A 13,847-nucleotide genomic window follows, 5' to 3' on the forward strand; every position below is an offset into this window, starting at 1 on the left:
ATTTTCATCGATCAGTCTAACTCTTGCGGGTCGGCATCCACTGCTGCCACGATGGCCGTCAATGCCTTCCGTCCCGAAGGAGTGGTCGTCATGGCGGTCTCCCGCCGCAGGTTCGTCACATCGGTGCTGGCCGGGTCCGCCCTCGCCACCGCCTCCACCACCGAGCTGCTCACCAGCATGTCCAGCCCCGCGCAGGCCGCCAGTCCTCCCGGGGACGTGGTCGGCAAGGTGACGGTCGGCTACCAGGGCTGGTTCAGCGCACCCGGCGACGGGGCGCCGATCGGCGGATGGTGGCACTGGGGCCGCGACCGGTTCCAGCCGCCCTCACCCGCCAACACCACGATCGTGTCCTGGCCGGACATGCGCGAGTACACCCGCACCTATCCCACCGCGTACCCCAACCTGGGCAACGGCCAGCCGGCCACCCTCTTCTCCTCGTACGACCAGCAGACGGTGGACACCCACTTCCGTTGGATGCAGGAGAACGGCTGCGACACCGCCGCTCTGCAACGGTTCAACCCGATGGGCGACGAGGGCCCCACCCGCGACGCGATGACCCAGAAGGTCCGCTCCGCCGCCGAGCGCCACAACCGCAAGTTCTACATCATGTACGACGTCACCGACTGGCTGACCTTCCAATCGGAGATCAAGACCGACTGGACGACGAAGATGGCGGCGCACACCGCGTCGTCCGCGTACGCCCGACAGAACGGCAAGCCGGTCGTCTGCATCTGGGGCTTCGGTTTCAGCGAGCCCAGCCGACCCTTCACCCCCGGGCCCTGCCTGGAGGTCATCAACTGGTTCAAGGCCCAGGGCTGCTACGTCATCGGTGGCGTACCGACCTGGTGGCGGCAGGGCATCGAGGACTCCCGCCCCGGCTTCCTCGACGTCTACCACTCGTTCCACGCGATCTCCCCGTGGATGGTCTACCGGGCCAGGACCGTGGAGGAGCTGGACTCCTACTACAACAACGTCAACGTCGGCGACATGGCCGACTGCGCGGCGCGCGGCATCGACTACCTGCCCTGCGTGATGCCCGGCGACCTGGCCGGGGGCCACCGCAAGCACGGCGACTTCTACTGGCGGCACATCTACAACATGGTCCGGCTCGGCTCCCAGGGCCTGTACGTGTCCATGTTCGACGAATACAACGAGGGCAACCAGATCGCCAAGACGTCCGAGACCCAGGCCACCACCCCGGCCGGCGCGAACATCCGGGCCCTCGACGAGGACGGCGTGGCCTGCTCCTCCGACTACTACCTGCGGATCACCGCCGACGGCGGCCGGATGCTCAAGGGGCAACTCGCGCTCACCGCCGTACGCCCCACCCCGCCGATGGTCGGCACCCCGCCACCGGCCACCGGCAACCTGGCCGCCGGCCGACCCACCTCGGCCAGCAGTCAGGGCGGCGGGTTCCCGGCGTCGAACGCGGTGGACTCGAACGCCGGCAGCTACTGGGAGAGCGGCGGCGGCTCCTTCCCGCACTGGTGGCAGGTCGACCTCGGCGCCAGCCACCAGGTCAACAAGCTCGTGGTGCGGCTGCCCGCCGGCTGGGGCGCGCGCACCCAGACCATCACCGTGCAGGGCAGCGTCGACGGCAGCTCCTTCGCCACCATCGCCGGGGCCTCCGCGTTTGCCTTCGACCCGGCCACCGGCAACACCGTCACCCGCACGCTGACGACCACCACGGCCCGCTACGTCCGCCTCAGCATCAGCGGCAACACCGGCTGGCAGGCCGCCCAACTCGCCCAGGTCGAGGTGTACGCCGGCACCACCGTCCCGGACAACCCGCCGAGCACCCCGAGCGGCCTCACGGTCACCGGCAAGACGTCGACGAGCGTGTCCCTGGCGTGGACCGCCTCCACCGACGACACCGGCGTGACGGGCTACCAGGTACGACAGGGCGGCAACGTCGTCGCCACCGTCACCGGCACCACGGCGACGGTGAGCGGGCTCAGCCCGTCCACCGCGTACACCTTCACCGTTGTGGCCCGCGACGCCGCCGGCAACACCTCCAGCGCGTCCTCGGCGGTCACCGTCACCACGGACGCCGTGGCGAACTCGGACCTCGCCCGGGGTCGACCCACGTCGGAGAGCAGCCACGTCCAGAGCTACGGGTCGGGCAACGTGGTGGACGGTGACGCGAACAGCTACTGGGAGAGCGCCAACAGCGCGTTCCCGCAGTGGGTGCAGGTCGACCTGGGTTCCTCGCGCACTGTCGGGCGGGTGGTGCTGAAGCTGCCGCCGTCGTCGGCGTGGGGCAGTCGGACGCAGACGCTCTCCGTGCAGGGCAGCACCGATGGGGGGAGCTTCTCCACGCTGGTTGGGTCGGCGGGGCGGACCTTCAACCCGGCCACCGGTAATCAGGTGACGCTGACCTTCACCGCCGTGCAGGCGCGTTACGTGCGGATCACCGTCACCGGCAACACGGGCTGGCCGGCTGGCCAACTGTCGACGCTGGAGGTCTACGCCAGCTGACCGAGGCGTGGGCGGCCGCCGGGGGAGCGGCGGCCGCCCATCCGGAGGGCAAGCACTCTCTTCAGAGCAGAACTGCTCGGCCATCACGGTGTGCCTGACATGTCACCATCATTTCCATAGAAGGCTGCTTCGTTCGGAAGGCTGTCGACTCCGGTACCCCTGCCGCGCGCGCTGCCCCGCCTCGACGTTGTGCTCTTTTTGGCGATCTGCCGAGCAGCGCGCTTCGCCAGCTGCAACTGCTCCTCCCGGCTCAGGGCTCGGGATGCTCGTCGGCGGCTGGCCAACAGCGCCAAACCCACGAGGCCCAACAATGCGAGCGCAACCACAATGCTCCACGCGAGGAGGTGGCCATCCATGCCCGCACGGTAACGGAGACAGCTCACCCCAGCACCAGCGAGCGTGCCCGGCGGCGAAGCTCGACCCGGGCGAACCGACCCGTGACACGGCTCTTGCGCCCAACTCGGCAAGATCACAATCAAAGCCCGAGCGTGGGGGCTCCGCCCGAAGAGAGCTTTTCGATGAGCCGCTATTCGATGGAGCGCGAGGCCTTCGTGGCCATGTCCCGGTTCGTGTGGCAGTTCGCGAACCGTGCAGGGGACGACCTGCTCACGCTTCTGGGAGACATTGGCATCGAGGCAGATGGCGGGACCGGACCCCGCCGCGTGGAGCGACTGGTTGGCCTGCGTCCGCTCCGTAGTAGACGGCGCAGAAGACCCAGCCGGCGGCTCAGCCGGATAGAGACCACCCCAGCGGGCATCCGCTCCACCAGGAGAAGAGCTTCCGACGGCAGCCGCAGCGCCTGCTTAGTGTTCTGTTCTGTCAGCGGATGGCAGTGGTACGACTGAGCCGCCAGCAAGGTACACCGGTGCCTGGCGGTCACGAGCACTCATCGCCGCATGAACTCGTGTGGCGACGTTGTCGGGAAGAAGCTGCTCGGCCTCTCGGGGTGAGAAGAAGGCGGCTTCCTCCAACTCTTGTCCTGGCAGAACGAGGCCATCGAGGTTGGCGATGGACCCGCAGTCGAACGTGAAGCTGACAATCGGTCGTGGCCGCTGCCCGGCGGGTGGTGCCCAGTCCACTACGAGCAGGTCACCCACCAACACAGAGAGTTCCAACTCCTCTCGGATCTCACGGGCGCAGGCATCATGGGGGTATTCGCCCTCGTCGACATAGCCGCCGGGGAACGCCCAGTGGTCGCGGTAGGTGGGTTTGACGAGCAGCACGTTGCCGGCCGGGTCGGTGATGAAGGCCGCGGCGGCCGCGTAGAAGGAAGCCAGATTGGCGTACCACGTGGCGGGCTCCGTCCAGGTCATCTCGGTGACGCTAGCCGGACGCTGACCGTCTCCGTGTAGGCCAAAGCCGACGGCACTGGATCGCGAAGCTTGCAGTTGCTGTCTGATCGACTCGGGTTCTTGGAAGTCGGGGTGTCCTGGTCACTCAGACACCCCGATTCTACTGATCCCGTGTTGATCTGAATCGGAGGGCTGGCACCGGGCGTACGCACGGTTGTGATCGATGTACTGTCCGAAGTGGTGGTCGCCGGAGGGACCGTCACCGGTCGAAATGCCACTCCCCCGGAGCCGTGATGCCCGCGTCTGCCGCACTCTTCGCCGAACAGCTTCGGGCGCTGATGAGGAAGCGCGGAGTCAGCTATCGAACGCTCGCCGCGCAGACCTTCTACAGCAAGAGCTATCTTCACGATCTCGCGAGCGGCCGGAAACCGCCGACCCCGAAAACCGCCGAACGCCTAGACGCGGCGTTGGCGGCGGGCGGAGAACTGACTGTGCTCGCCGCCGAGCCGGGCGTCCGCGAGTCATGGGCGATCGGTGGCGCGGCGCGGTGGTCGCGGCGCGATGCCGAGCGGCTCGCCGACCTGCTAACAGCGCAGGCCCCGGATCCGGACAACGCCGCCGCGCTGGCTCATCAGTGGCTAATAGCGGAGCCACCGCAGCGGTATGAGCTGAGCGCGGGCCGGCGGGTCGGCGTGAGCACGGTGACACGAATCGAGAGTCGAATTCGTCAACTTCGGCGGCTGGATGACCACGTCGGTGGCGCAGAGACGCATGCGCTGGTCGCCGCCGAGTTGGTCGCCACCGCCGAACTGCTTCGGGAGGGCAGCTACTCCGAGGCGGTCAACCGCAGGCTGCTCCACGTCGTCGCGGACCTGTGTCAGCTGGCCGGCTTCGTTGCCGAAGACTCCGGCAGGATCGCCGAGGCACGCCAGCATTACCTGTCCGGAATGCGAGCCGCGCATGCCGGTGAAGACACCGCCAGCGCAGCGAACTGCCTGAGCAGTCTGTCCTACCTTGAGGCGGGCGTCGGCGATCGGCGGGAGGCCGTGACCTTGGCCCGGTCGGCGTACGTCGGTGGTCGGCACGCAGCCGAGGCCACGGGTCAGGCTCTGCTGTTGGAACGAGTCGCCTGGGCGCACGCGCGCCTGGGTGAAGCGAGCCTTGCTGAAAGGGTGCTCGGACAGGTTCAAGAAATCTATCCGCGTTGCGATCTTGATCAAGCCCCGTCCTGGGCGTACTGGCTGACCCGGGACGAGGTGGAGGTCATGGCGGGGCGAGTATGGACGGAGCTGCGTCGACCGCTGCGGGCGGTGCCCATCCTGGAAAGCGCCATTGCTCGCTATGGCGACGACTCTCCCCGGGAAACGTCGCTGTACCTGAGCTGGCTCGCCGAAGCCCTCCTTCAGGCGGGAGAGTTCGAACGGGTGGCGGTAACAGCCGAACGATCTTTGAGTCTTGCTCGCCGGGCGCAGTCGCCGAGGGCGGTAGAGCGTGTCGCCGAGCTGCGTCGCATGGTGGCAGCCGCTGCGGGCGATGCCGGTGCGGTGGCCGAGTTCCTGGAGCTGTCCGCTGACCTGTCCGCCGTCGGTGGCGGGCACCCTGGCGGACAGTAGCGGACGCGATCCGTCTGGATTGTGCACTTTGACCGTCACAAGCTGTCACCTAGGCATTGCTGCGTCCCTACATGGCGCGGCGAGCCGGGCGCGATGACTTCGGCTCCTCTCTGACGTCGCGCCCCGGCCTGAAAGGTGACGGATGAGCAGCACAAGATCCAGCCAGGGTGACGAGTCAGAAAGTAAGGGCGAGCAGGTGGAGGCGGCCGAGCGGGAGGCTGCCAAGCAGCGTCTCCTGGCGCAGGCCGAGGCGGAGCGCGTCCCCGTGGAGGAGACGACCCGTGCGGTCCCGGACCGGCGGTGGCGGCGTGACCAACGATGACGTGCCGATCGGCCGTCGGGTGGCGCGGTGGCGGGTGCGGCGGTCGATGACGCAGCAGATGCTCGCGGACCGGCTGCGCAGGTCGAAGAGCTGGGTGGACAAGGTGGAGCGGGGTGTACGCGCCCTGGATCGGTACTCGGTGATTCAGGAGTTGGCCCACGTCCTGCGGGTCGACCCGGAGGTGCTGCTCGGCCAGCAGCCCAGCACCTCGGCGGGCACGCCGGACGGGGTCGACGGCATCCGGGCCGCACTCGCCCGCTACGACACCTCGCAAGCCCCGCAGGAGACGGACGAGCTAAGAAGGCAGGTCGGGTACGCCTGGTTGAGCTACCAGCATGCGCACTACGGCCAGTTGGTGCGGGTGCTACCGGGTCTGCTCGACACTGCCCAGGGCGCGCGATCACCGGAGCTGCTGGTGCAGTCGTACCGGATCACCTCGTTGTTGCTGGTGAAGCTCGGCGAGGCCGACCTCGGCTGGCTGGCCGCCGACCGGGCGATGTCCGCCGCCAGCGACGACCCGATCCTGGCGGCAGCGGCGGCCATCTCGGTAGTCCAGGCACTCCGCGCGTCAAACCGCGACCGCCTAGCCCTGACGGCGGCCCTAACCGCAGCGAACCGCATCCTCCCGGCCCTCTCCTGCCCTGCTGATCATGGGGTTGGCGGGCTTCGTGGAGATCAAACCGCCCGTCAACCTCATGATCAACGAGGTGAGGGCGAGGGCGAGGGTGCGCCTGCGCGGCAGCGACCGCCGGGGGAGTGGGCGGTGGGCGGGACGTTGCTGCTTCAGGCGGCGTTGGCCGCCGCAGGCTGCGGCGAGCACCGTCAAGCCAACGAGCTGACCGACCGGGCTGCGGGCGTCGCCGCCAGCCTGAGGGGGTACGACGATCCGCACCGCACCAGCTTCGGGCTGGTCGCCGTCGAACTGGCGCGGGTGCTGGTGGCGGCGCAACGGAGTGACGCCGACGAGGCGCTACGACGGCATTCGACCGTCATGCGGCGGGAGGGGTGGCGGCGGTTGCCGGCCGAGTATCGGGGCGCGTACCTGGTCGACGTCGCTCGGGCGTACCTCCAGGTGGGTGACCTGCGCGGGGCCGCTCGCGCCCTGGTCGACGCGGACAGTATCGCGCCGGCTGAGGTTCGGTGTCGGCCTTTGGCGCGTACCGTGATCGCCGACGTTGCCCGCGCGCAGCCGGCGCCGGCCGGTGTGGCGCGACTGGCCACGGTGGTCGGCCTCACCCGCTGACGGACGAGCGCTGGCGCAGGTCGTAGGCCGGGTGGATGGTGCGTAACGGCAGCGTCAGTGCTCCCAGAGGTTTTCGGTGCGGAAGTACCTGGCGGTGAACGCCTCTTCCAGGGAGCCGGTGTCCGTCTCATCTGTCCACCAACCCGGCCAGACGTCGACACCGGAAGGTGCGCTGATGGCCGTCAGGGCGGTGGAGCACCGGTGGCAGCGCCGAGGTGCCGAGTCCCGGAATCGCCCGCCGCAGTCGCATCGTCGTAGCCGCGCCTCAAGCGCCGCCATCAGCGTGGCGTAGGTCCTGTCCTGCGAAGGGACCGCGTCCGCGATGGTTACGAACGTGCTGTCGTAGTAGCCGACATCCACCCGCATCGGGCAGCTGTCGCAGTAAAGGAAATAGCAGTCCAGCAGTGGCGAGTGGTCGAGGCGGTAGAGGCGTTCGTGGCACTCCGGACAGGCGACTTCCTCGCCGTTCAGCCAGTTGTCGTCGTCTTCGTCCGGTTGGCTCACCGGTTGATCATCCCATGGGTGTGACGCGCAGGCGCGTCGGCGATTCGCGTTTCGGCCCGGGTGGCGTCGGCCCGCTGTGAGACTGGGCGAGTGCCGGCACGTCGGTGCATCGGCGCTGGCCGACTCGACTGCGAGGTGGGGTAGATGTCCAACGACAGCGAGATTCGTCCCTTCCGGCTCGACACACCGGAGGACACGATCGCCGACCTGCGTCGCCGGATTGCGGCTACCCGCTGGCCCACTCGCGAGTTGGTCACCGATCGCTCCCAGGGGGTGCAGCTGGCGACGATCCAGGAGTTGGCCCGCTACTGGATCACCGATTACGACTGGCGTGCGTGCGAGACGACGCTGAATTCGCTGCCGCAGTACACGACGAACATCGACAGCGTCGAGATTCACTTCATCCACGTACGGTCGCAGCATGAGAACGCCCTGCCGCTGATCATGACGCACGGCTGGCCGGGCTCGGTCGCCGAGCTGCTCGGGGCCGTCGGCCCGCTGACCGACCCGACGGCGCACGGCGGCACGCCCGAGGACGCGTTCCACCTGGTGCTGCCGTCGTTGCCGGGCTATGGCTTCTCCGGCGAGCCGACCGAGCCTGGCTGGAATTCGGCGCGGATGGCGCAGGCGTGGGCGAAACTCATGGACCGCCTCGGGTATTCGCGCTACGTCGCACAGGGTGGCGATGTTGGTGCGGCCGTCACGGACGCCATGGGGCGTCAAGCACCCGAGGGGCTGCTCGGCATCCACGTCAACCTGCTCGCCGGGGCGGTCGGCATCAAGGACAAGTTGCCGGCGAGTTCCGAGCAGGAACGCGCCGCGCTCGACGCGCTCAACCTGTTCTCGATGGACGGCTTCGGCTACTTCCTGGAGCAGTCCACCCGGCCGCAGACGATCGGCTATTCGCTGCTGGACTCGCCCGTCGGGATGGCGGCCTGGATGCTCGACCACGACACGGACAGCTACTACAAGATCTCCCGCGCGTTCCTCGACGGTGATCCGGCCGGCGGTCTCACCCGGGACAGCATCCTCGACAACATCACGCTGTACTGGTTGACGGGCACCGGTGCTTCGTCCGCCCGGTGGTACTGGGAGCAGGGGCGGTTTCAGGCCGCGGCCCAGGCGGCCGGTCAGGCTCCGCCGCCGGTCACGGTGCCGGTCGGCTTCACCACGTTCCCCGGCGAGATCTGGCCCGCTCCGCGTAGCTGGGCCGAGGCTGTCTACCCCGGCATCGCGTACTTCAACGAGGCTGACCGCGGCGGGCACTTCGCGGCGTGGGAGGAGCCGGAACTCTTCTCCGCCGAGGTGCGGGCCGCGTTCCGGCCGCTGCGGACATCCTGACGCGCCTCACCCGTTGACGGACGATCGTCGGCGCCTGTCGTCGGCCGGGTGGATGGTGCGCACCGGGTCGGGTACCGGCCCTCGGGGCTGCCACTCGCGGGGGTAGCCGAGGGAGACCTCCTGGAAACGCACCCCGTCGTGGAACGTGGTGCGGGGGATGTGCAGGTGCCCGTAGACCACTGTGGCCGCGTCGAAGCGCAGGTGCCAGTCGCTGGTGCGGACGGTGCCGCACCACTGGGCGAACAGCGGGTAGCGCAGGACGTCGGTGGGTTCCCGCACCAGCGGGTAGTGGTTGACCAGCACCGTCGGCAGCGCCGTGTCGCGGTCTGCCAGCCGGCGTTCGGTCTCGGTGACCCGGGCCGCGCACCACGCCTCCCGACTCGGGTACGGGTCGGGGTGCAGCAGCGCCTCGTCGGTGCACACCACACCGGCCGCGTACGCCAGGGCCAGCGACTCCTCCTGGGTGTGTGCCTCGGGCACCCGGAACGTGTAGTCGTAGAGCACGAAGAGCGGGGCGATGGTCGCCGGGCCGCCGTCGCCGTCCCACACCGGGTATGGATCCTCCGGGGTGAGCACCCCCAGCCGCCGGCACATCCGCACCAACTCGCGGTAGCGCTCCTCGCCGCGCAACGTGACCGGGTCCTGCGGCGGCGTCCACAGCTCGTGGTTGCCCGGCGCCCAGACGACCCGCGCGAAGCGACTGCTCAGTAGCCCGAGCGCCCACTCGATGTCGGCGAACCGGTCGGCGACGTCCCCGGCGACGAGCAGCCAGTCGCCGTCGTTGTCCGGGTGCAGGTCCTGAACGAAAGCGCGGTTCTGCGGGTGTCCGACGTGCAGGTCGCTGACGGCCCGCAGCCGGGGTGGAAGTTTCACCCCCCGAGGTTAGGACGGAACGGGCGCGTCACGGAACCTCTGCGGCCTGCCGTTCGGGCCGATCTGACGGTCGCATATCCGGCGACCCGACGGGAAAGCGCGGGGCGTCCGACAGCCCGAGACCGGAGCAGGAGACAAACATGCCTTTCATCACCGTGGGTACGGAAAACTCCGCGCCCATCGACCTGTACTACGAGGATCACGGTTCCGGTAAGCCGGTCGTGCTGATCGCAGGGTTCCCGTTCAACGGGGCGACCTTCGAGAAGGCGACCAACGCGCTCCTCAACGCCGGATACCGGACGATCACCTACGATCGACGCGGTTACGGCAACTCCGCCCAGCCGGCGTTCGGGTACGACTACAACACGTTCGCGGCGGACCTGGACGTGCTGATGACCGAGCTGGACCTGAAGGAAGCGACCCTCATCGGTCACTCGATGGGCACCGGCGAGGTCGTTCGCTACCTGGCCAACTACGGCTCCCAGCGAGTGAGTCGCGGTGTTCTGCTCAGCCCGCTGCAACCCATGCTCGCCAAGGCGAAGGACAACCCGGAGGGCGTCGATACGAGCCTCTTCAAGGGCTTCCAGGACGCCATCATCAAGGACCGCTACGCGTACCTGACCCAGTTCTGCGACGCGTTCTTCAACTACAGCGAGAACAAGGGCAAGCTGGTCAGTGAGGACGCGTATCGGGGGCACTGGCAGATCGGCGCGATGGCCTCGGCCAGGGCCACCCACGACAGCGTGACCGCCTGGCAGGAGGACTTCCGTCAGGACCTGCCGAAGATCGACGTACCGATCTTGATCATGCAGGGCGACAAGGACAACGTGCTGCCCTACCCGGTGACCGGTCAGCGGCTCGGGCCGATGATGCCGACCGCCAATCTGATCACGATGAAGGGCGCGCCGCACGGCATTCCGTGGACCCACGCCGACGAGGTCAACAAGGCGATCATGGACTTCATGAAGCAGCCCGCCAAGGCTCGCGCCTGACCCGTACCGGTAGCCGATCGGACGCCCGCGCCGTGAGGCGCCGCGACACCCGGCCCACGGTTCGCACCGGGGCCGGGTGTCGTCGTCGGTCAGGCCCGGCGGGCCACCACCGCGCCGTTGGCGCCGGGCGCGTCGAACGGGACGGTACGCACGTCGACGAAACCGGCGTCGGTGAGCCAGGCCGCGTACTCGGCGCCCGAGTAGTTGCGGCCGCCCTCGGTCTCGACAAGCATGTTCATCCCCATCAGGGCCGCCTCCGGCGGCCCGGTGCGGTCGTCGTTGAGCAGCAGTTCGCAGACGACGATCGCCCCGCCGGGCGGCAACGCCGCGTGGCACCGGGCCAGCAACGCCCTGTTCGTCGGCTCGTCCCAGTCGTGCAGGATCATGCTGAGCAGGATGACGTCGTGCCCGTCCGGCAGCGCCGGGTCGGCGAGGAAGTCACCGGCCACCGCGTCGATCCGCCCGGTCAGCCCGGCCTCCGCGATCCGCTCCCGGGCCCGGACGCAGACGTGCGGCAGGTCCAGGACCGTCGCCCGCAGCTCGGGCAGGCGTCGGCAGAACTCGATCGGGAACGCGCCCGCCCCGCCGCCCACGTCGAGCAACCGCCGGTGCGCGGAGAAGTCGTACGCGTCGGCCAACGCGCTGGCGGTGAAGCTGGACGTGGAGAACATCGCGTCCCAGAACTGCGCCAGCATCTGCGGGTCCTCGGTGTCGAACATCGACTGTTGGGACTCCGGATCCCAGGTCAACGGCCGATCCGTGCGCAGGGCCTCGCCGATGCGGTGCCAGGGCAGGTAGGTGCGTAGGTCCGAGTAGCGGACCTGCGCCCCGAAGTAGTACGGGCGGCCCTCGACGAGGAACTGCTCGGCCAACTCGGAGTTGCGGTAACCGTCGCCGGCCTTCTCCAACAGGCCGAGCGACGCACTGGCGGCCAGCAGCAGGTCCGCGGGACGGTCGGGTAACCCGAACTCGGCGGCGGCCTGCTCGACGGTCATCGTCCGCCCGCCGGCGAGCCGGGTGAACAGACCGAGTTCAACGCCGACCGCGAGGGTCTTGAACCCCCACACACCGGCCACCAGACGCATGAGGGGAGTCGGGGTGATCACCCCGACATGAGATCACACATCACACGTTTCCAACATGGACGCTCACGCCCGGATCAGCGTCACCAACCCCGCGGCCACCAGCACCCCGGCCCAGAGCCGGTCCACGTTGAACCAGGCCCGACGCAGCACACCGACACCGAGCACCTGGTAGACCAGCAACGCCACCGCCAGGGCGACGCCGAGCATTGCCACTGTGTGCACCCCGGCCGCCGCGAGGCCGGACAGCGCACCCATCGGCGCGGCGGCCAGGTGCCCGGAGTGACCCCCGGGCACCGGCTCGGCCACCAGCACCGGCAACAGCATCAGCCCCGCCCCGTGCGCCGACGACATGAGGAACGACCAGGCGGCGAGCTGCGCCGCCGACAGCCGCATTCCCGCCCAACGGAAGTGCCGCTCGGAGAGCAGCCGCCACAGCCCGAAGGTCACCAGCACCACACCACCGACCACCGCGAGGGCGCTGCTCGTCGTCACCGACCGGGTCGCGGCGACCAACGCGGCGACGATGGCCACCGAGGCGAGATGCCCCGCGGCGATCGGCGGCAGGGCGCGCAGCAACGCCAGCCGACTGCGCTCCTGTAGGCCCCGGGCCACCGCGAACAACCAACCCATCGCCGGGTTCAGACCATGGAACGCGCCGAGCGCGGCGAGCGTCGCCAGTGCGGTGACGGTCACGGATAGCAGTACGAGTCGGAGGAGGCGTCCCCGCCCTGCAACCGGGTCTGGTGCACCCGCAGGCCCCGGAACTCGTCCCCGTGCGGAAAGAACCGCTCATCGGGGGTGAGCCCGCCGGCGTCCACGTCGACGTCGAGCTTGGCCAGCCAGGCGCCCACCCCGTCGGGGTAGAACTGGTCGTCCCACGCGCCGTAGAGCGAGTTGCTGACGTAGACCCGTCGGCCGTCCCGGCTGACCTCCACCATCTGTGGGCCACCGGCCAACGCCTCGTCCGGCGCCGACGGGTGCGCGGTTCGGCGGACGATCCCGCCGAGGTGCACCGAGCCCGTCTGCACCGGGTGCAGCGGATCGCTGACGTCGTACTGGCGCAGCTCACCGGTGCCCCAGCAGGAGACGTAGAGGAACCTGTCGTCGACCGACAGGTCGATGTCGGTCACCAGCGGCGGCACCGCCCCGAACGGCTTGAGCAGGTCGGGCAGGTCCGCCGCGTCGGCCGGCTCGGCCGGGATGTCGATCACCTTGGTGACCGCCCAGGCGTCCCCGTCACGGTGCCAGAGCCAGATCGAGGCGGACAGGTCATCGACGCTGATCACCACCCCGACGAACCCGTACGACTTCGTCGGATCGTGCGCCGGGCGCAGCTCCAGCGGCATCTGGTACTGGTCGCCGAGATCGACCCGTTGGACGTGCCGGCGTTTCGCCAGGTCCCAGAAGTGGATGGCGTGCCCGTAGCGTCGGCCCAGCAGCAACTCACCGATGATGCCGTCCTCGATCATCGACGGCGTGCCCCACTCGCTGGTGACCAGCACGTCCTGGGTCAGGTGCCACCACACGTCGTACGCCAGGAACTGCGGCCCCCGGTCGGCCTCCCACGCCCCGCGTACCTCGAACGTGGTGTGGTCGAGGATGGCGATGCCACCCGGGCCCTCCGCGCCGTCCGCGCCGCCGAGGGCGGAGAGGTAGATGCCGTCCGGGCCGCAGTGCACTGTGTGCGGCCGTGAGTAGCCGGCCCGCTTCGCCAGCTCCTCCGCCCCGATCACCTTGACGATCTGCGGCTGGCGCGGATCGGGCTGGGTGTCGAGCACGTGGATGCGCGACGACCGCAGGCCGGGCACGATCAGGTAGCGCCGCTCGACGTGCGGGTGCGGGGCGGTCGGGCAGAGCGCGCTGCTGCACGCGTTCCAGCCGAAGTGGTGCAGCTCGTCACCGACGTACGGCAGGTCGGTCCAGCCGACGACCCGGCCGTAGTCGGGGGAGCCGGGGTCGGTGTCCAGCACGACGATGGCGTCCGGACGGCTCGCCGTCCGGTCGAAGGCCGCCACGTAGGCGAGCTTCTCCGCCGGTGCTGTCACCGCCTCCCGAGGCGAGGGATAGAACGTGGGGTCGGGGGTCCAGCGGGTCATCGCAGCTC

The 13,847-nt window shown here is 69.1% G+C and carries 12 protein-coding genes; 6 read left to right on the forward strand and 6 right to left on the reverse strand.

Going from position 1 to position 13,847, the window contains the following annotated elements:
• The first annotated feature begins 90 nt into the window (after positions 1 to 90).
• Positions 91 to 2,478: a galactose-binding domain-containing protein gene (locus NIE79_RS28255; RefSeq protein ID WP_238681471.1), complete on the forward strand. Its 2,388-nt coding sequence runs from the start codon at positions 91 to 93 to the stop codon at positions 2,476 to 2,478.
• Between the two features lie 803 nt (positions 2,479 to 3,281).
• Here the strand turns inward: NIE79_RS28255 and NIE79_RS28260 are convergent.
• Positions 3,282 to 3,791: an NUDIX domain-containing protein gene (locus NIE79_RS28260; RefSeq protein WP_238681472.1), complete on the reverse strand. Its 510-nt coding sequence runs from the start codon at positions 3,789 to 3,791 to the stop codon at positions 3,282 to 3,284.
• A gap of 272 nt (positions 3,792 to 4,063) precedes the next feature.
• On the opposite strand from NIE79_RS28260, the gene NIE79_RS28265 reads away from it, so the two are divergent.
• From NIE79_RS28265 to NIE79_RS28275, 3 genes are all read left to right on the forward strand, one after another.
• Positions 4,064 to 5,383 carry a helix-turn-helix domain-containing protein gene (locus tag NIE79_RS28265; RefSeq protein WP_238681473.1) on the forward strand — a complete coding sequence of 440 codons (1,320 nt, stop codon included), beginning with the start codon at positions 4,064 to 4,066 and terminating at the stop codon, positions 5,381 to 5,383.
• A gap of 142 nt (positions 5,384 to 5,525) precedes the next feature.
• Positions 5,526 to 5,705 (forward strand): hypothetical protein, encoded by a 180-nt coding sequence (locus tag NIE79_RS28270; RefSeq protein WP_238681474.1) that lies wholly within the window; start codon positions 5,526 to 5,528, stop codon positions 5,703 to 5,705.
• A complete protein-coding gene (locus NIE79_RS28275; protein ID WP_238681475.1) occupies positions 5,692 to 6,948 on the forward strand; it encodes a helix-turn-helix domain-containing protein in 1,257 nt (418 codons plus the stop codon). The genes NIE79_RS28270 and NIE79_RS28275 overlap by 14 nt, the downstream gene beginning before the upstream one ends.
• Before the next feature lie 54 nt (positions 6,949 to 7,002).
• On the opposite strand, the gene NIE79_RS28280 is transcribed toward NIE79_RS28275, so the two are convergent.
• Positions 7,003 to 7,452 carry a hypothetical protein gene (locus NIE79_RS28280; RefSeq protein ID WP_238681476.1) on the reverse strand — a complete coding sequence of 150 codons (450 nt, stop codon included), beginning with the start codon at positions 7,450 to 7,452 and terminating at the stop codon, positions 7,003 to 7,005.
• Between the two features lie 144 nt (positions 7,453 to 7,596).
• Between NIE79_RS28280 and NIE79_RS28285 the strand changes: the two genes are divergently transcribed.
• Complete coding sequence (locus NIE79_RS28285; RefSeq protein ID WP_238681477.1) at positions 7,597 to 8,793, forward strand: epoxide hydrolase family protein; 1,197 nt, start codon at positions 7,597 to 7,599, stop codon at positions 8,791 to 8,793.
• A 6-nt stretch (positions 8,794 to 8,799) separates the two neighbouring features.
• Here the strand turns inward: NIE79_RS28285 and NIE79_RS28290 are convergent, their stop codons facing one another.
• Positions 8,800 to 9,666, reverse strand: a complete 867-nt coding sequence (locus NIE79_RS28290; RefSeq protein ID WP_238681478.1) for a metallophosphoesterase family protein — start codon at positions 9,664 to 9,666, stop codon at positions 8,800 to 8,802.
• Between the two features lie 140 nt (positions 9,667 to 9,806).
• On the opposite strand from NIE79_RS28290, the gene NIE79_RS28295 reads away from it, so the two are divergent.
• Positions 9,807 to 10,658, forward strand: coding sequence for an alpha/beta fold hydrolase (locus NIE79_RS28295; protein ID WP_238681479.1), 852 nt, complete (start codon positions 9,807 to 9,809; stop codon positions 10,656 to 10,658).
• Positions 10,659 to 10,747: 89 nt separating this feature from the next.
• Here the strand turns inward: NIE79_RS28295 and NIE79_RS28300 are convergent, their stop codons facing one another.
• The 3 genes from NIE79_RS28300 to NIE79_RS28310 are packed head-to-tail and all read right to left on the reverse strand — an operon-like array spanning position 10,748 to position 13,839.
• Positions 10,748 to 11,764 carry a methyltransferase gene (locus NIE79_RS28300; protein ID WP_238681480.1) on the reverse strand — a complete coding sequence of 339 codons (1,017 nt, stop codon included), beginning with the start codon at positions 11,762 to 11,764 and terminating at the stop codon, positions 10,748 to 10,750.
• A gap of 42 nt (positions 11,765 to 11,806) precedes the next feature.
• On the reverse strand, positions 11,807 to 12,436 hold the full coding sequence (locus NIE79_RS28305) for a hypothetical protein (RefSeq protein ID WP_238681481.1): 630 nt from the start codon (positions 12,434 to 12,436) through the stop codon (positions 11,807 to 11,809).
• A complete protein-coding gene (locus tag NIE79_RS28310; RefSeq protein WP_238681482.1) occupies positions 12,433 to 13,839 on the reverse strand; it encodes a selenium-binding family protein in 1,407 nt (468 codons plus the stop codon). Before NIE79_RS28310 ends, NIE79_RS28305 begins: the two co-directional genes overlap by 4 nt.
• Positions 13,840 to 13,847 lie beyond the last annotated feature (8 nt).

This window comes from Micromonospora trifolii, from assembly GCF_022229005.1.
Lineage (GTDB): Bacteria > Actinomycetota > Actinomycetes > Mycobacteriales > Micromonosporaceae > Micromonospora > Micromonospora trifolii.